We start from the raw sequence: 17,048 nt of genomic DNA, 5'->3' as shown, positions 1-17,048 counted from the left end.
AGAGTTTCATGCGGAAGAAACTTTTGTTTCTCCGTGACAAAACTTTTGTTTCCTAGTGAAGAAACTTTAGTTTCATAGGCAGAAAACTAAAGCTTCACTTGGTAGAACTTCTCGCTTAATGTATAGGTCACCGTAAAGCCCATGATATCCCTTCGCAACGCATTCCCTTGCAATTGGAGACGATCGTAATAAAACGCCGTATTGATACGGCCATTCAAGACGGGTAACCCCAAGCCGACGCTTACCCGATACGCCCCGCCGGATTGCCCTTTCAACCGCAGGTAAGGCGTGGAAACGGAAACACCCGCTTTATAAGACATCCGTTTCCAATAACTGCTGGAGCTAAATCCATTCGGGAAATAGCATACACCCAAGCGTAGCTCATGCGAATCCCGGAACTTTACCCGGCTATCGCCCGAGTTCAATACCCCGTATTGCCGGAACAGATAGTCCAACGCATACGTCCATTTCTTATGCGCCAATGAGCTACCGATACCTATATATTGAGGTAGATATTGTGTCACCCTTTTCTGGTTATAGGGGGTTTCCGTGCTGCTTCCCGTCACCGTCACCGTGTTTTTCAATGAGATCCGTTGCTTATAACCGTAAATGGCGCCGACCGTTAGAAAGGTTTCCGGGCGATCGGACGATGATATTGTAAACCGAAATCGGCGTAAAAAGAGCGGCCGGACATCTCCCTTGACACTGTCATCGCACTTTGTATCTCATTCTGCGTCATATTTCCAAAGATAAAATTAAGATTCATACCGACCGATAGATGCTTGGTCAATAAAAATCCCTGGGAAAGGAAAGCCTTGGAAAGCCCGCCTGTCCCCGAAAACGTACTGGTTACAAAGGTTCCGGGAGATCCTTCCAACTCTTGCGAGGACTTAAAATAATACCCAACGAAACTATAAGGAGTTACCCCGGCGGACATATACCACCGTCGCATGATACGCCCTCCCAATGAGAAAGCGGAGAAATTTCCGGTGAATGCGCTGCTAGAGCTCCCGTCTGAGCGGTATCGCTCATTCTTCACGAAGGCAGATGCCTCAGCGAACAACTTACAACTATCCAACGCCGTCAATCCGGCAGGATTCTCTATATTCATCAGCATCCCTTCCCGCATGCCGACAGTGACACCCGCCATCGAGGTATTTTGACCATATAAACCGGAAGTCATCTCACCCAGTCCAAACATCGAGTAAGGTGAGGAAGTCATCGCATTCTGCGCGGATGTGCTTGCCGCCATCAAGAGGCAAGGGTAAAGAAGGTATCTAGTAACTTTCATAGACCTTATAAATGAGTTGTAGGGTGACCGGGTTACGTCCTCCCTGATCGTTAAACGTCAAGTTCTTGAACGTGCCGGTGTAATCATCACTATTAAAAACCAACTGAAGATTATGCTTATACATGCCAAAGGCACCTAGCTCCTCTTGCATGAATTGAGTCACGTCGAAATAATAATAGGTGTTCTCGTTAAACGTATTGTCTTCCGATAGCGTACCTCGTTGAACCTCGGAACCGAGATAATCGGTCACGGCATCCGTCACCACATTATTCTCATCGGCGATATATAGGTAGAGGCTGTCCGGCAAGGTATTGTAATCCGAATAAGTACCTTGCTCGGGATAAATCTTAAGTAAAGCGCTCTCGATCTCCACTTGCGTGCCTTGTTGCATCAGATTATTCAAATACGGGAATTCCAGACGGGTATACCAACCCAAGCCTCCGAATAATACGCCCCGGTTACTAAGCTCAGCCGAAGGTATCTCCACTCCTTTCATCGGATATCCTGCCATATCCGTTCCACTACGGTCATGGTCGATATGATTGAACTGGGTATCCGTATTTGGGAAGAACCATAATTCCTTCTCCGTGGAAAGCTCATCGGATAAATGATAATGCAGGACTAAAGCGGCGGAGGAATCGGCTACCGTGAAAGTCAGCAGAGACTCGCTTCCCGCCAAGTCCGGCACGATCGCCACCCCCTTGAAATAGTCCTCAAAGCGATCCTCGGACACCGCTTGATCCTGCGCATGAAAACGGGACAAGAGGTCTTGCCCTAGCGCATCGGGAAGACGGACTTCCAGTTTCTCCCCGCCCTTCGGCTTCGGTTTAAATGAGCAGACCGCCAAAGCCTCGGGAGCGTAAGAGACACTGCTATTATTATATAAGTACCCGTTATCGTTTAAGACAATCTTCTCCGTTAGCTGATAAATCGAGAGGGTTTGTTGGAGGGTCGTGTCTCCTACAAAGCGACCATCGAAAGCGAGAGACAGGACTAGCGAGTCCAGTACGACCGTCTCGTCCGGATCAGTCCCATAGCTCGGTCTCTCATAAGCGATAAAGCTATGCGACGAGACGACTCCCCATAATGAATGTTTGTACCGGCCTACCAAAGCGACGTTCTTACCGGATGTCTCCAACGAGTCGATCAATACCGAGGTCACTACGACCGTGCTGGTATCTATACGAACGTTACGGAAAGCGGAGTCCACCAGATCGCTGCCATACGTACCGTTCTCGTCATAACAGGAAAACAGTCCCAGACAGAGCATCAAGCACCCCAAAGCAAAGAATGTTCTAACCATACTTCTTATTTAATAAGCGAATAATCTTTTATCAATCCGATGGCAAAGAACGTATTTAGCGCAAAACCCGGCAAGATAAACCCATGAACCCACCGGTTTCCTCTGTAAACGGCCCGATACTGAAGATGAAACCGATTTCAAAACCATTCGAGGCCCTAACCTATAAATCCGGCTTATTCACCGATAAAAACCGTATGTTTACCGATTTAATTTGTGGGTCTCGTAAAACCCTCGTTCTTTTGCTTACGTAAAAACAAAACACGTAGTTAGAATGATACACAAAAGGATTCTTGTATTCTTGATCGCTTTTCTTCCTGTCATCATCAGCGCTTGCAGTGATGATGATGACGATGATTTGATCGGTAAGTGGTACCGTGTCTCTGACATGGACGGATTGGCGCGAAATTACGCCTCCTCTTTCACGATCGGTAACAAAGGATATCTGATTTGCGGAAACGACGGAAAAAATCGTTTATCGGATTGTTGGGAATATGATATGGAACGAGATACTTGGACGCAAAAGGCGGACTTTCCCGGAACCGCCCGCAATTCGGCCGTAGCTATGGCGGTAGATGAAAAGGGATATCTGGGAACCGGATACGACGGTACCAATTACTTGAACGACTTCTGGGAATTTAACCCGACCACCAATACGTGGGCACAGAAAGCGGATTTCCCCGGCTCGGGCCGATATGGAGCCGTGGCCTTCGGGGTAAACGGTAAAGCGTATATCGGATGCGGATACGACGGGAATTACCTAAAAGACTTTTATGCCTTTAATCCGGTGGCAAATAGCTGGACGCAAACGATCAGTATCGGCGGGACAAAGCGTCAGGGCGCTACCAGCTTCGTGATAAATGGAATCGCTTATGTATGTTGCGGACAAAATAACGGCGAATATGTAGACGATTTCTGGAAATTCGATCCCAGCACGGAATCATGGACCCAACTTAGGGATATATCGGATTCCTCGGACGAGGATTATGACGATGATTATACGATCACACGTACGAACGGGGTTGCTTTCGTGATTGATGGAGCCGCTTATCTGACTTGCGGTGAGAGCGGAAGCCTACGTAGCGACACTTGGAAATATTATCCGGCCACCGATCTATGGGAAAACGTAGCTAAATTCAAGGGAACTGCCCGTACGGCGACAGCATCTTTCTCCTCTGGCGAGAAAGGATTCGTAGTATCCGGCAAAAGTGGTACCACTCAATTTGATGATATTTGGGAATTTCACCCGAATGAATATGACGATGATGAATACTAAGAAAGGACGGGCTTGGTTCGTACCGGGCCTAGTGGTACTGCCGGTATTACTGTTTTATTTATCTTTTTTCCGGGGTGAAGAAATGGGGTCTTCTCCCGGGCGGCAACTGGAGTTGCAAACATTTCAATCGGGGGATGGCTGGGGGTACCAGATTAGGATGAACGGAAAGGTGTTGATTTACCAACCCACCATTCCCTCTATTGATACGGTAATTGCGTTCCCGGATAAGGAAAGCGCAGAAAACATAGGCACACTCGTATTAAATAAATTGGCCGGGAACAGGAACTTCTCGGTCTCTAGAGAAGAGATACAACATTCACTCTCTTATTTAGGGCAATAGATTTATAATCATTAAATGTTAGGGGCAGGCCGGCTATCGATTAGTAGGCTTGCCCCGTTTTTTCACTTCTTATAAGTCTTATAACCATAAACAGCTAAGGAACCCAATTCCTCCTCGATACGAAGCAACTGGTTGTATTTCGCCATACGATCGGAGCGGCTCAATGAGCCGGTCTTGATCTGTCCGCTGTTGGTAGCTACGGCGATATCTGCGATCGTAGCGTCCTCTGTCTCACCGGAACGGTGGGAAGTCACGGATGTGTAGCCATTACGGTGGGCCATCTCGATAGCGTCTAATGTCTCGCTCAATGTACCGATCTGATTTACCTTGATCAAGATGGAGTTCGCACAACCCTTCTCAATACCTTTCTTCAAGAACTCTACGTTTGTAACGAACAAGTCATCACCTACCAACTGGCATTTTCCGCCTAGCGTGGAGGTTAGCATTTGCCAACCGGCCCAGTCATTCTCGTCCATACCATCCTCGATAGAATCAATCGGGTATTTGTTCACCAACTCACTCAGATAAGCGACTTGTTGCTGGGCGTTACGCTTAGCGCCTTTCTCACCCTCGAATTTCGTATAATCATACACACCATCGTGATAAAACTCGGAAGCAGCGCAATCCATGGCTATCGTCACATCCTTGCCCGGCTCATATCCAGCGGCTTTGATAGCGGCCATAATAGAATTCAAGGCATCTTCCGTACCATCCAATGCCGGAGCGAAACCGCCCTCATCACCTACAGCCGTGCTCAAGCCACGATCGTGCAATACTTTCTTCAACGCATGGAAAACCTCTGCGCCCATACGAAGCCCCTCACGGAAACTCTTCGCACCTACCGGACGAATCATGAATTCCTGAAAAGCGATCGGAGCGTCGGAGTGAGAACCTCCATTGATAATGTTCATCATAGGAACCGGCAACACATAAGTATTTGTTCCTCCGATATAACGATATAAAGGCAGATCCAGATAATTAGCCGCTGCCTTCGCTACGGCAAGCGATACACCTAACATAGCGTTAGCTCCTAGATTTGATTTTGTCTTTGTACCATCCAAATCCAGCAACTTATGGTCTATCTCTCTTTGATTCAAGGCGCTCATACCTAAAATGGCGGGAGCGATTACCTTATTTACATTATCCACGGCACGAAGAACACCTTTACCACCGTAACGATTTTTATCGCCATCACGTAACTCGATAGCCTCGTTCTCGCCGGTAGAGGCGCCAGAGGGTACAGCCGCACGACCAAATGCGCCGGAAGCCAAATGTACATCTACTTCTACTGTCGGGTTGCCACGTGAATCAAGGATCTCTCTACCTACTACTTTTACAATTTCCATATTACTATATTTGTTTTATTAGTTGTTCAATGATGTCTTACTTTTCTTTTTCACAAATATAACAATAGCCAAGCAAGGAATGTTCCTTATAACTCATCAAATTTATCAATTCGCTAATAAACAAAAAAAGCGATCCGTGTGATACGAATCGCTTTTCTTATATGATTGTAAAAAACTTGCTTATTCAGCTGCTTTTTCCTCGCTAGCTGCTTCAGCTGCAGGAGCCTCAGTAACCGCTGCTGTTGCTTTTTTACGAGAACGTCTTGTTTTAGGAGCTTTCTTAGCGGCTGTATCCTTCAACATATTTTCGTTATAGTCTACTAACTCAATAAAGCACATAGCTGCGTTGTCACCTAAACGGTTACCAGTCTTGATGATTCTGGTATAACCACCCGGACGATCACCGATCTTCTGAGCAATTTCCTTGAACAACTCTGTTACAGCAAATTTGTCTTGCAAATTGCTAAATACCACACGTCTAGAGTGAGTTGTATCCTCCTTAGACTTCGTGATAAGTGGTTCTACATACTTACGTAGCGCTTTTGCCTTTGCTGTCGTAGTAAAGATTCTCTTATGCTTGATCAAAGAACAAGCCATATTCGAAAGCATTGCGTCACGGTGAGTATTTGTACGACCTAAATGATTGAATTTCTTATTATGTCTCATCGTTTACTTACTCTTTATCTAATTTATATTTTGTGATATCCATACCGAATGAAAGGTTCAAGCTCTCAAGCAGTTCATCAAGTTCAGTGAGCGACTTCTTACCGAAGTTACGGAATTTCAACAAATCATTCTTATTGAACTTAACCAACTCACCTAATGTTTCAACATCTGCGGCCTTTAAGCAATTCAATGCACGAACGGAAAGGTCCATATCAGCCAGCTTGCTCTTAAGCAACTGACGCATATGAAGTACTTCTTCATCGAACTCTTCATTGCCTTCAGTATCCGCTGTCTCGATCGCAATCTTTTCATCTGAGAACAACATGAAATGATGAATCAGAATCTTCGCTGCTTCCTTCAACGCTTCCTTCGGATGAATAGAACCATCTGTGGCTATTTCAAGAACCAACTTCTCGTAGTCCGTCTTCTGTTCAACACGGAAGTTCTCGATTGAATATTTTACGTTACGTATCGGAGTGAAGATAGAGTCGATAGCGATCACATGCATATCTGCGTTCGGGTCTCTGTTCTCATCTGCGGGTACATAACCGCGACCTTTATTAATAGTCAATTCAATCTGGAAACTTGCGGTCGGATCCAAGCGGCAAATAACCAAATCTGGATTCAAGATCTCGAATCCAGTCAGTTGCTTACCAATATCACCGGCTTTGAACACTTCCGAACCCGAAACAGTAATACTCACTTTTTCATTCTCGATGTCGTCTACGATATGCTTGAAACGAACTTGCTTCAGATTCAAGATAATGTTTGTTACATCCTCGATAACACCCGGGATTGTACCAAATTCATGGTCAACCCCGTCGATCTTAATGGATGTAATAGCAAAACCTTCAAGTGACGACAGGAGAATACGACGTAAAGCATTACCTATTGTAATACCATAGCCGGGTTCCAACGGACGAAATTCAAACTTTCCGAAGAAATTGTCCGCTTCCAACATTAATACTTTATCGGGTTTTTGAAATGCTAATATCGCCATGGAAATCAATTATTATTTAGAATACAATTCTACGATCAACTGCTCTTTAATGTTTTCAGGAATGTCAGTTCTTTCCGGCAGATGCAGTAATTTTCCGCTCATTGAAGACTGATCCCACTCAATCCAAGGATACTTGCTGTGGTTGAAGCCTGACAATGCGTCGGCAATAACCTCCATGGATTTAGATTTTTCTCTAACACCAATAACCTGACCGGGTTTTACAGAGTAAGAAGGAATGTTTACAACACTTCCGTCTACTGTAATGTGACGATGAGAAACCAACTGACGAGCTGCGGCTCTTGTCGGGGCCATACCCAAACGATAAACCATATTGTCAAGACGGCCTTCTAACAATTGAAGAAGCACCTCACCGGTAATACCTTTAGAGCGTGAAGCTTTTTCGAATAAGTTTCTAAATTGCTTCTCCAATACGCCATAAGTGTATTTTGCTTTTTGCTTCTCACGAAGCTGGATACCGTATTCAGAAGTCTTTCTTTTTCTGGAGTTACCATGTTGTCCAGGAGGATAGTTCTTCTTAGAAAGAACTTTATCCGCACCGAATATTGCCTCACCAAACTTACGGGCAATTCTTGTTCTTGGTCCAGTATATCTTGCCATTTTTTTATTTTTTTAAATGTTCTGTTTGAATCTGGAACCGTGCAGCCGCGATTACAGAGAGGATAAGGTCAATATGCAATCTATTCACAATTCCGGATTCAATGTTTAAGAAACTATAATTAATTATACTCTTCTCTTTTTCGGAGGACGACATCCGTTATGAGGAAGCGGTGTAACATCAACGATTTCTGTTACCTCGATACCTGCGCCATGGATCGTTCTGATAGCGGACTCACGACCGTTACCCGGACCCTTAACGAATACTTTCACCTTTCTTAAACCAAGATCATAAGCTACTTTAGCGCAATCCTGTGCTGCCATCTGAGCTGCATAAGGAGTATTCTTCTTAGAGCTTCTGAATCCCATCTTACCAGCGGAAGACCAGCTGATTACTTGTCCTTCGCTATTCGCTAAAGACACAATAATGTTGTTAAAAGAAGAATGAATATGAGCTTGACCGTAAGCGTCAACTTTTACGTTTCTCTTCTTTGCTGCGACTGTTTTCTTTGCCATATTAACTCTTATTATTTAGTAGCTTTTTTCTTATTTGCAACAGTTTTCTTCTTACCCTTACGAGTACGAGCGTTGTTCTTCGTGCTTTGGCCTCTCAAAGGCAAACCAAGGCGATGACGAACTCCTCTGTAGCAACCAATATCCATCAGACGCTTGATGTTCAACTGAACTTCTGAACGAAGGTCACCTTCAACCTTGTACTCAGCGCCAATGACTTCACGAACCTTTGCGGCTTGATCGTCTGTCCAATCCTTAACTTTGATATCACGATCAACCCCAGCCTTATCTAATACGGATTTTGCAGCGCTACGACCAATACCATAGATATAAGTCAAAGCGATTTCTCCTCTTTTATTTTGTGGCAAGTCTACACCAACTATTCTTATAGCCATATTACTTACTTAGATTATTTTGCAAAAATAATAAATTATCCTTGACGTTGTTTATACTTAGGATTTTTCTTGTTAATTACGTATAAGCGACCCTTTCTTCTTACTATCTTGCACTCAGGTGTACGCTTCTTTAAAGATGCTCTTACTTTCATATCGTGTTTAATTTTATTTGTATCTAAAAGCAATTCTACCTTTCGATAGATCATACGGAGACATTTCTACTCTTACCTTATCCCCCGGAAGGATCTTAATGTAATGCATACGCATCTTTCCTGAGATATGAGCGGTAATTTCATGTCCGTTCTCCAATTCTACACGAAACATCGCGTTTGACAATGCTTCTACAATTACTCCATCTTTCTCTATTGCTGATTGTTTAGCCATATAAATCCAATTAAATTGCGTTTTCTCCTAGAACTTCCTCTAAAAACTTAAATGAAGATAAGATCTGGGGACCATCCGGACGTATAGCGATACAATGCTCGAAATGAGCAGAAGGCTTTCTGTCCTTTGTGCGAACCGTCCATCCGTCTTTCTCAAATGCAACGTTCTTGCTTCCCATGTTGATCATCGGCTCGATGCAGATACACATTCCGTTACGCAATAACGGTCCGCATCCACGTCTGCCATAATTAGGCACTTCCGGTTCCTCATGCATTTTCCGACCTATACCATGTCCCACCAGCTCTCTTACGACAGAGTAACCTTGAGACTCGCAATAAGTCTGAATCGCATTACTGATATCACCCAAACGGTGACCTTCAACAGCACATTGGATACCTAAATAAAGTGAATCCTTCGTCGCTTTCAACAATTTCTTCACTTCCGGCGCAACCTCACCTACACAGAAAGTGTAAGCGGAGTCACCGACAAAACCATTCAATATCGTCCCACAATCCACAGAGATCACGTCACCCTCTTTCAAGATCATCTTAGAAGAAGGAATACCATGCACCACCTGATCATTCACTGAGGCACATATTGAATTAGGGAAACCACCATATCCCAAAAAAGCCGGAACAGCACCATTATCTCTAATGAACTCTTCCGCAATCTTATCAAGTTGAAGTGTGGAGACTCCGGGGACAATATGCTTAGCTACCTCGCCAAGTGTCTTACCCACCAGTTGATTAGCCTCACGCATCAACTCAATCTCTTCATCTGTCTTTAAATAGATCATTCTATTAATAAGCGGCAACAGAGCCTGTACGGCCTTTAATTCTTCCTGACTTCAACAAACCGTCATAATGACGCATTAGCAAATGACTTTCAACTTGCTGCAATGTATCCAACACCACACCAACCAAAATCAACAAAGATGTACCACCAAAGAATTGGGAGAACTCCATACTTACACCGGCAATTCTAGCGAAAGCGGGCATGATAGCAACCAACGCAAGGAAAAAAGCACCCGGCAAAGTAATACGGTCCATAATGGTATCCAGATAGTCTTTGGTATTCTTACCCGGTTTCACACCCGGAATAAAACCATTGTTTCTCTTCAAATCATCTGACATCTGGGTCGGATTGATCGTGATAGCCGTATAGAAATACGTAAACAGGATAATCAACACCGCAAACACGAAGTTGTACCAAAATCCCGTATTATCCATGAAAGCAGCCCAAAAACCGCTCTGCTCTCCCGTACTAGAGAAACCTACAATTGAGATAGGAATAAACATGATCGCCTGAGCGAAGATGATAGGCATTACGTTAGCGGCATTCACCTTCAAAGGGATATACTGACGTGCGCCACCATATTGTTTATTACCGATAATCCTTTTTGCGTATTGCACGGGGACCTTACGAGTACCTTGTACCAATAAAATCGCACCAGCGATAACAAGCAAAAGGAACAGCATCTCAAATAAGAACATAACCAGACCACCGGTTTTCTCACTTGTTCTAGAAACGAATTCTTGGAACAAAGAGTGCGGCAGACGGGCTATAATACCAACTAAAATGATAAATGAAATACCATTTCCAACACCTTTATCTGTAATTCTTTCACCTAGCCATAAGATAAACATACTTCCCGCAGCCAAGATGATCGTAGATGAGATCGTGAACCAAATACCACCCGGTAAAGCAGCGCCGGCAGCCTTAAGCTGAACGCTTAAATTCACCAAGTAAGTAGGACCTTGGAATAACAAGATCGCTATCGTCAAGTAACGAGTCCACTGATTGATTTTTCTACGGCCACTCTCACCCTCTCTCTGCAATTTTTGGAAAGAAGGAACTGCGATGGCTAACAACTGCATAACAATTGAAGCGGAGATATATGGCATGATTCCCAACGCAAAAATAGATGCGTTAGAAAAGGCTCCACCTGAGAACATATCCAACAGTGCAAGCAATCCGCCTCTTGTCTGCTCCTGTAAAGCGGTCAACGCTTTGGGATCGATACCCGGAAGCACTACATACGTACCAAAACGGTATATAGCCACCAATAAAAGAGTGGTGAGGATCCGATTTCTCAGATCCTCAATCTTCCAGATATTCTTGATTGTTTCAACAGCTCTCATGACTTAGAGTTTAACGACTGTTCCACCTGCGGCTTGGATAGCTGCCTCTGCGCTCTTAGAGAAAGCGTGAGCCTCAACCTCTAACTTAGCGGTCAAGCTACCGTTACCAAGAATTTTAACCACTTGAGAAGAAGAGATGAAACCAGCCTCCATCAATTCATTAATACCAATCTTAGTCAATTGCTTAGCCTCTGCCATTTGTTGCAAAGTATCGATATTAATAGCTTTATATTCTACACGGTTAATATTCTTGAAACCGAATTTAGGCAAACGTCTTTGAATAGGCATCTGACCACCTTCGAAACCAATCTTGTTCTTGTAGCCAGATCTAGACTTGGCACCTTTATGACCTCTTGTTGAAGTTCCGCCTAATCCTGAACCCGGACCACGTCCGATTCTTTTTCTGGTCTTGGTAGATCCTTCAGCCGGTTTTAAATTTGATAAATTCATATCGTATAATTTATTTTTTCAACCAATTATTACTTTTCTACAGAAACCAAATGTTTCACTTTCTCAACCATACCTAAGATCGCCGGATTAGCTTCATGCTCTACAATCTGGTTCATCTTTCTCAGCCCTAGTGCGTCAAGCGTTCTCTTTTGGTCTTTCGGGCATTTAATTCTACTTTTAACTTGCTTTACTTTAATAGTCGCCATAAACTTATCCTCCCTAATTAACCTCTAAATACTTTTTCAACAGCAACACCTCTGTTCTGAGCAACATCGAACGGGCTTCTCAACTCACCTAGCGCAGCGATAGTAGCTTTCACCAAGTTATGAGGGTTGGAAGAACCTTTAGATTTTGCCAAAACGTCTGTAATACCTACGCTCTCCAATACGGCACGCATAGCACCACCAGCCTTAACACCGGTACCGTGAGATGCCGGTCTAATCAGCACTTGAGCACCACCGAATTTAGCTAATTGTTCGTGAGGGATCGTACCTTTGTGTACCGGAACCTTGATCAAGTTCTTCTTAGCTGCTTCTACACCTTTAGCGATAGCTGTCGTTACCTCACCGGCTTTACCTAATCCCCAGCCAACGATACCATCCTCGTTTCCTACTACAACGATAGCAGCAAAACTGAATGTACGTCCACCTTTTGTAACCTTAGTTACACGGTTGATTGCAACCAGTCTGTCCTTCAACTCTAAGTCGTTGGTCGATTTAACTCTATTATTTGCCATCTTCATTAAAATTTAAGGCCGCCGTTACGTGCAGCATCTGCTAATTCTTTAATTCTCCCGTGATACAGGTAACCATTACGGTCGAAAACCACTGTCTGAACGCCAGCTTCCTGAGCGCCTTTAGCGATTAATTCACCAACCTTAGCAGCGATCTCCTTTTTCGGAGCCTTAACATCTAATTTCAAAGATGAAGCAGCGGCTAAAGTCTTGCCTGTAGTATCATCTATCACCTGTGCGTAGATTTGCTTGTTGCTTCTAAACACAGTCAGGCGCGGACGCTCAGTAGTTCCTGAGATTTTGCCGCGTACGCCTGCTTTTATTTTTAATCTTCTTTCTAGCTTCGTTGTCATGATAATTTCAGTTTACGTAGATTACTTACCTGCTGACTTACCAGACTTTCTACGAATCTCTTCACCCACGAACTTAATACCCTTACCTTTATACGGTTCAGGCATTCTGAATGAACGGATCTTCGCACAAATCTGACCTAATAATTGTTTGTCAGCCGATTCAAGGATAATAAGAGGGTTCTTATTTCTCTCAGATTTCGTCTCAACTTTCACTTCCTTCGGCAACTGCAAATAGATATTGTGAGTATAACCTAAAGAAAGATCCAATAACTGACCTGTATTTGAAACACGGTAACCAACACCTACTAACTCAAGCTCCTTCTTATATCCCTCTGAGCAGCCAACAACCATGTTGTTGATCAAAGAGCGATACAAACCGTGTAACGCACGATGATTCTTATCATCAGTAGGTCTTGTTAAATGGATAACTCCGTCTTCCAAAGTAACGTTAATATCAGGATTCACTTCCTGTACAAGTTCACCTTTAGGGCCTTTAACTGTTACTACATTATCCTTAATTGTAACTGTAACACCAGCCGGTACATGAATTGGTAATTTTCCTATTCTTGACATTCTTCTTCCCTCCTAATTAATAAACGTAACATAATACCTCGCCACCGATCTTCAGATCGCAGGCCTCTTTGTCAGTCATCACACCTTTAGAAGTAGAAAGAACAGCAATACCTAAACCATTCAATACTCTCGGCATTTCTTTGTAACCAGTGTACTTACGCAAACCGGGCGTAGAAACTCTCTCAAGTTTCTTAATCGCATTAACTTTGTTTACTAGGTCATACTTCAAGGCGATCTTGATCGTACCTTGAGGACCATCCTCTACAAACTTAAAATTAAGAATGTAGCCCTTGTCGAAAAGGATCTTAGTGATCTCTTTCTTTAAATTTGACGCCGGCACCTCAACAACTCTGTGCTTCGCTTTGATTGCGTTACGCAATCTTGTCAAATAATCTGCAATAGGATCTGTCATATAAATAATTAATTAAATTGATCCGGCCACCCGGACAATATTTAAACTAAAAAAACTCTTACCAACTTGCTTTCTTTACACCCGGGATTAAACCATTAGATGCCATTTCACGCAATTGGATACGAGAAATACCGAACTGGCGTACATACCCTTTCGGACGTCCTGTAATCTTGCAACGGTTGTGCAAACGTACAGGAGAAGCATTTTTAGGTAAAGCCTGCAAAGCCTCATAGTTACCTTCTGCCTTAAGCTGAGCTCTTTTAGCGGCATACTTAGCAACAAGCTTTGCTCTTTTAACCTCACGGGCCTTCATTGATTCCTTAGCCATAACTACTTAGTCTTTTTTTCCGTTTTTAAAAGGCAATCCAAATTCTCTCAAAAGAGCATAACCTTCTTCGTCTGTTTTCGCAGAGGTCACAAAGGTAATATTCATTCCCAATATTTTGGTAATATTATCGATATTTATTTCAGGAAAAATGATTTGTTCCTGAATACCGAGTGTATAATTGCCTCTTCCGTCTAACTTACTCTCAATTCCCTTGAAGTCGCGGATACGAGGAAGAGCGACACGAACAAGTCTCTCCAAGAACTCGTACATCTGCTCACGACGTAATGTCACCATCACACCGATCGGCATCTTCTTACGCAACTTAAAGTTAGAGATATCCTTTTTAGATACGGTAGCGACAGCTTTTTGACCGGTGATCGTAGACAACTCGCTGATAGCGATATCGATGATCTTCTTGTCAGCCGTAGCCATACCTAATCCCTGATTAATCACGATTTTCTTCAAAACAGGTACCTGCATCACGGATTTGTAACCGAACTCCTTCGTTAAGGCAGGAACAATTCTGTCTTGGTATTCTTTCTTAAGACTGGCAGTATTGCTCATTACTTAATTTCCTCCCCTGATTTTTTAGAATAACGCACTAAAGCACCCTTCTCATTCAACTTACGGCCGATACGTGTAGCTTTACCAGATTTCGGGTCAACCACGTTAAGGTTAGAAAGATGAATAGGAGCTTCCTTCTTTTCGATTCCTCCTTGAGGATTCTTCGCATTAGGCTTGGTATGCTTTGATACCACATTAATACCTTCGACAATCGCACGATTATCTTTTACAAGTACCTGTAAAACACGACCTGTCTTACCTTTGTCCTCGCCGGCATTAACAAATACTATATCGCCTTTTTTGATATGTAATTTACTCATTACTTTAAATTTTACGAGATTAAAGCACTTCAGGTGCAAGTGATACAATTTTCATGTTTGTTGCACGAAGCTCTCTGGCAACCGGACCGAAGATACGGCTACCACGGATATCGCCACCGGCATTCAATAATACGCAAGCGTTATCATCGAAACGGATATAAGAACCATCCGGACGGCGGATCTCTTTCTTAGTACGAACGATGATAGCCTTAGAAACAGCACCCTTCTTAACGTCGCTAGCTGGGATTACGCTTTTGATTGCTACTACGATCACATCACCTACAGTGGCATAACGCTTTCTCGTACCGCCCAAAACACGGATACACAAAGCTTCCTTAGCTCCACTGTTATCTGCTACTACTAGTCTTGATTCTTGTTGTATCATCTTACTTAGCCCTTTCGATTATTTGAACTAATCTCCATCTTTTAGTCTTGCTCAAAGGACGAGTCTCCATAATCTTTACGGTATCGCCAATGTTGCATTCGTTATTTTCGTCGTGAGCATGATATTTCTTCGTCTTATTAACGAACTTTCCATAAATGGGGTGTTTTTCCTTCCATTTAATGGCAACCGTGATGCTTTTATCCATCTTGTTGCTCGTTACCACGCCCGTTCTTTCTTTTCTTAAATTTCTAGTTTCCATCAGGCTCAATTATTTGTTGTTAAGTTCTCTCTGGCGCAATTCTGTTTTCATGCGCGCAATCAATCTGCGTTGCTGTTTAATCTGAGAAGGATTATCCATAGGCGAGATGCTATGGTTAATCTTCTTCTGATCATAGGCCGCAACCTCTGCATCTACTCTCTCTAGCAACTCTTTCGTGCTTAGTTCTCTAATTTCTGCAATCTTCATAACAATTACGCATTTTGATTTTGCATGTCATAATCACGTCTCACAACAAACTTGGTTGTAACCGGAAGTTTTTGTGCGGCAAGGCGCAACGCTTCCTTAGCGATATCAAAGGGAACACCTTCGATCTCGAAAATCAGACGACCCGGAGTAACAGGCGCAACAAATCCCTCAGGATTACCTTTACCTTTACCCATACGAACCTCTGCAGGCTTCTTCGTGATTGGCTTATCCGGGAAGATACGAACCCAAACCTGACCCTGACGTTGCATATAACGTGTAACGGCGATACGGGCAGCCTCGATCTGACGACCGGTAATCCATTTATTCTCTAATGACTTTATTCCAAAAGAACCGAAGGCCAGCTGGTTGCCACGTTGAGCTTCGCCCTTCATGCGACCTTTCTGCTGTCTTCTGAACTTGGTTTTCTTTGGTTGTAACATCTCTACTTAAATTCTAACGTTTAACGATTAGCTCTTTTTCTCTTGAAGTTCTTGTCTCTGTTGCCACCGGCATTGTCGTTTCTACGGCCTGTCTCCTTGGCAGCAGTGAAAGAAGGAGCAAGATCGCGCTTGCCATAAACCTCACCACGGCAGATCCAAACCTTAACACCCAGCAAACCAACTTTTGTCAAGGCCTCAGCCAAAGCATAGTCGATATCTGCTCTAAGAGTGTGCAACGGAGTTCTTCCTTCCTTATACATTTCCGAACGAGCCATTTCAGCACCATTCAAACGACCAGAGATTTGAATCTTTATACCCTCGGCGCCCATTCTCATGGTAGAGGCGATAGCCATCTTTACCGCGCGACGATATGCGATTTTACCTTCAAGCTGACGTGCGATGTTGTTTGCTACGATAACAGCGTCCAATTCAGGTCTCTTCACCTCGAAGATGTTGATCTGCACTTCTTTATCAGTGATCTTCTTCAACTCTTCCTTCAACTTATCAACTTCCTGACCACCTTTACCGATGATGATACCCGGACGTGACGTACAAACAGTGATCGTGATCAACTTAAGCGTACGTTCAATAACGATACGAGATACACTAGCTTTTGCAAGACGGGCATTCAAATATTTACGGATTTTGCTATCTTCCAGCAAAGTATCCCCGTAATTCTTACCGCCATACCAATTGGAATCCCAACCACGGATAATTCCTAAACGATTACTAATCGGATTAACCTTTTGTCCCATCT

The 17,048-nt window shown here is 43.5% G+C and carries 27 protein-coding genes and 1 pseudogene; 2 read left to right on the top strand and 26 right to left on the bottom strand.

Annotated elements, in window-relative coordinates; all coding sequences use genetic code 11:
- Positions 1 to 86: 86 nt before the first annotated feature.
- Both DWX84_RS22120 and DWX84_RS00500 read right to left on the bottom strand, forming a co-directional pair.
- Positions 87 to 1,291: pseudogene (locus DWX84_RS22120) on the bottom strand (hypothetical protein).
- A complete protein-coding gene (locus DWX84_RS00500; RefSeq protein ID WP_005867135.1) occupies positions 1,278 to 2,594 on the bottom strand; it encodes a DUF4270 family protein in 1,317 nt (438 codons plus the stop codon). The pseudogene DWX84_RS22120 and the gene DWX84_RS00500 overlap by 14 nt, the downstream one beginning before the upstream one ends.
- Positions 2,595 to 2,865: 271 nt before the next feature.
- Between DWX84_RS00500 and DWX84_RS00495 the strand changes: the two genes are divergently transcribed.
- Together DWX84_RS00495 and DWX84_RS00490 are read left to right on the top strand one after the other, a co-directional pair.
- Complete coding sequence (locus DWX84_RS00495; RefSeq protein ID WP_005854023.1) at positions 2,866 to 3,867, top strand: kelch repeat-containing protein; 1,002 nt, start codon at positions 2,866 to 2,868, stop codon at positions 3,865 to 3,867.
- Complete coding sequence (locus tag DWX84_RS00490; protein WP_008779938.1) at positions 3,854 to 4,207, top strand: DUF4907 domain-containing protein; 354 nt, start codon at positions 3,854 to 3,856, stop codon at positions 4,205 to 4,207. Before DWX84_RS00495 ends, DWX84_RS00490 begins: the two co-directional genes overlap by 14 nt.
- A 62-nt stretch (positions 4,208 to 4,269) precedes the next feature.
- Here DWX84_RS00490 and eno read toward each other — a convergent pair whose 3' ends face one another.
- The 24 genes from eno to rpsC form a co-directional block, all read right to left on the bottom strand.
- Positions 4,270 to 5,553: a phosphopyruvate hydratase gene (gene eno / locus DWX84_RS00485; RefSeq protein WP_005854019.1), complete on the bottom strand. Its 1,284-nt coding sequence runs from the start codon at positions 5,551 to 5,553 to the stop codon at positions 4,270 to 4,272.
- A gap of 180 nt (positions 5,554 to 5,733) precedes the next feature.
- Positions 5,734 to 6,219: a 50S ribosomal protein L17 gene (rplQ, locus tag DWX84_RS00480; protein WP_005867127.1), complete on the bottom strand. Its 486-nt coding sequence runs from the start codon at positions 6,217 to 6,219 to the stop codon at positions 5,734 to 5,736.
- A 7-nt stretch (positions 6,220 to 6,226) separates the two neighbouring features.
- A complete protein-coding gene (locus DWX84_RS00475) occupies positions 6,227 to 7,219 on the bottom strand; it encodes a DNA-directed RNA polymerase subunit alpha (RefSeq protein ID WP_005867125.1) in 993 nt (330 codons plus the stop codon).
- 12 nt (positions 7,220 to 7,231) lie between these two features.
- Positions 7,232 to 7,837, bottom strand: a complete 606-nt coding sequence (gene rpsD, locus DWX84_RS00470; protein ID WP_005867123.1) for a 30S ribosomal protein S4 — start codon at positions 7,835 to 7,837, stop codon at positions 7,232 to 7,234.
- A gap of 123 nt (positions 7,838 to 7,960) precedes the next feature.
- A complete protein-coding gene (gene rpsK, locus DWX84_RS00465; RefSeq protein ID WP_005634781.1) occupies positions 7,961 to 8,350 on the bottom strand; it encodes a 30S ribosomal protein S11 in 390 nt (129 codons plus the stop codon).
- An 11-nt stretch (positions 8,351 to 8,361) separates the two neighbouring features.
- Positions 8,362 to 8,742: a 30S ribosomal protein S13 gene (rpsM, locus tag DWX84_RS00460; RefSeq protein WP_005854010.1), complete on the bottom strand. Its 381-nt coding sequence runs from the start codon at positions 8,740 to 8,742 to the stop codon at positions 8,362 to 8,364.
- Positions 8,743 to 8,777: 35 nt separating this feature from the next.
- Complete coding sequence (gene ykgO, locus DWX84_RS00455; protein ID WP_005645768.1) at positions 8,778 to 8,894, bottom strand: type B 50S ribosomal protein L36; 117 nt, start codon at positions 8,892 to 8,894, stop codon at positions 8,778 to 8,780.
- 13 nt (positions 8,895 to 8,907) lie between these two features.
- A complete protein-coding gene (infA, locus tag DWX84_RS00450) occupies positions 8,908 to 9,126 on the bottom strand; it encodes a translation initiation factor IF-1 (protein ID WP_005854007.1) in 219 nt (72 codons plus the stop codon).
- Positions 9,127 to 9,136: 10 nt separating this feature from the next.
- Positions 9,137 to 9,922, bottom strand: coding sequence for a type I methionyl aminopeptidase (gene map, locus DWX84_RS00445; RefSeq protein ID WP_005867121.1), 786 nt, complete (start codon positions 9,920 to 9,922; stop codon positions 9,137 to 9,139).
- 4 nt (positions 9,923 to 9,926) lie between these two features.
- Positions 9,927 to 11,267 carry a preprotein translocase subunit SecY gene (secY, locus tag DWX84_RS00440; RefSeq protein WP_005854004.1) on the bottom strand — a complete coding sequence of 447 codons (1,341 nt, stop codon included), beginning with the start codon at positions 11,265 to 11,267 and terminating at the stop codon, positions 9,927 to 9,929.
- Between the two features lie 3 nt (positions 11,268 to 11,270).
- Positions 11,271 to 11,717 (bottom strand): 50S ribosomal protein L15, encoded by a 447-nt coding sequence (gene rplO, locus DWX84_RS00435; RefSeq protein WP_005853999.1) that lies wholly within the window; start codon positions 11,715 to 11,717, stop codon positions 11,271 to 11,273.
- Between the two features lie 29 nt (positions 11,718 to 11,746).
- Positions 11,747 to 11,923 (bottom strand): 50S ribosomal protein L30, encoded by a 177-nt coding sequence (gene rpmD / locus DWX84_RS00430; RefSeq protein ID WP_005853996.1) that lies wholly within the window; start codon positions 11,921 to 11,923, stop codon positions 11,747 to 11,749.
- A 17-nt stretch (positions 11,924 to 11,940) separates the two neighbouring features.
- Complete coding sequence (gene rpsE, locus DWX84_RS00425; protein WP_008773758.1) at positions 11,941 to 12,459, bottom strand: 30S ribosomal protein S5; 519 nt, start codon at positions 12,457 to 12,459, stop codon at positions 11,941 to 11,943.
- A complete protein-coding gene (rplR, locus tag DWX84_RS00420; RefSeq protein ID WP_005853992.1) occupies positions 12,459 to 12,803 on the bottom strand; it encodes a 50S ribosomal protein L18 in 345 nt (114 codons plus the stop codon). Before rplR ends, rpsE begins: the two co-directional genes overlap by 1 nt.
- 21 nt (positions 12,804 to 12,824) lie before the next feature.
- Entirely contained in the window at positions 12,825 to 13,376 is a 552-nt protein-coding gene (gene rplF / locus DWX84_RS00415; RefSeq protein ID WP_005853990.1) for a 50S ribosomal protein L6, read from the bottom strand.
- Between the two features lie 16 nt (positions 13,377 to 13,392).
- Positions 13,393 to 13,788 (bottom strand): 30S ribosomal protein S8, encoded by a 396-nt coding sequence (gene rpsH, locus DWX84_RS00410; RefSeq protein ID WP_122377378.1) that lies wholly within the window; start codon positions 13,786 to 13,788, stop codon positions 13,393 to 13,395.
- A 58-nt stretch (positions 13,789 to 13,846) separates the two neighbouring features.
- Complete coding sequence (gene rpsN, locus DWX84_RS00405; protein WP_005853988.1) at positions 13,847 to 14,116, bottom strand: 30S ribosomal protein S14; 270 nt, start codon at positions 14,114 to 14,116, stop codon at positions 13,847 to 13,849.
- Positions 14,117 to 14,122: 6 nt separating this feature from the next.
- Complete coding sequence (gene rplE / locus DWX84_RS00400) at positions 14,123 to 14,680, bottom strand: 50S ribosomal protein L5 (RefSeq protein WP_005853986.1); 558 nt, start codon at positions 14,678 to 14,680, stop codon at positions 14,123 to 14,125.
- Positions 14,680 to 15,000, bottom strand: coding sequence for a 50S ribosomal protein L24 (rplX, locus tag DWX84_RS00395; protein ID WP_005853984.1), 321 nt, complete (start codon positions 14,998 to 15,000; stop codon positions 14,680 to 14,682). The genes rplE and rplX overlap by 1 nt, the downstream gene beginning before the upstream one ends.
- A gap of 19 nt (positions 15,001 to 15,019) precedes the next feature.
- Positions 15,020 to 15,385, bottom strand: coding sequence for a 50S ribosomal protein L14 (gene rplN / locus DWX84_RS00390; protein WP_005853982.1), 366 nt, complete (start codon positions 15,383 to 15,385; stop codon positions 15,020 to 15,022).
- A gap of 1 nt (position 15,386) precedes the next feature.
- Complete coding sequence (gene rpsQ, locus DWX84_RS00385; RefSeq protein ID WP_005853980.1) at positions 15,387 to 15,644, bottom strand: 30S ribosomal protein S17; 258 nt, start codon at positions 15,642 to 15,644, stop codon at positions 15,387 to 15,389.
- A 9-nt stretch (positions 15,645 to 15,653) separates the two neighbouring features.
- Entirely contained in the window at positions 15,654 to 15,851 is a 198-nt protein-coding gene (gene rpmC / locus DWX84_RS00380) for a 50S ribosomal protein L29 (protein ID WP_005853979.1), read from the bottom strand.
- 5 nt (positions 15,852 to 15,856) lie between these two features.
- Entirely contained in the window at positions 15,857 to 16,291 is a 435-nt protein-coding gene (gene rplP / locus DWX84_RS00375; protein ID WP_005853976.1) for a 50S ribosomal protein L16, read from the bottom strand.
- A 20-nt stretch (positions 16,292 to 16,311) separates the two neighbouring features.
- The gene (rpsC, locus tag DWX84_RS00370) at positions 16,312 to 17,046 is read right to left on the bottom strand and encodes a 30S ribosomal protein S3 (RefSeq protein WP_005853974.1); all 735 of its coding nucleotides are present in this window, start codon (positions 17,044 to 17,046) and stop codon (positions 16,312 to 16,314) included.
- Positions 17,047 to 17,048 lie beyond the last annotated feature (2 nt).

The organism is Parabacteroides sp. AF21-43 (assembly GCF_003635435.1).
GTDB lineage: Bacteria > Bacteroidota > Bacteroidia > Bacteroidales > Tannerellaceae > Parabacteroides > Parabacteroides distasonis.
Note: the sequence above shows the minus strand (reverse complement) of the source record. Positions and strands in the feature narration are given on the sequence as shown.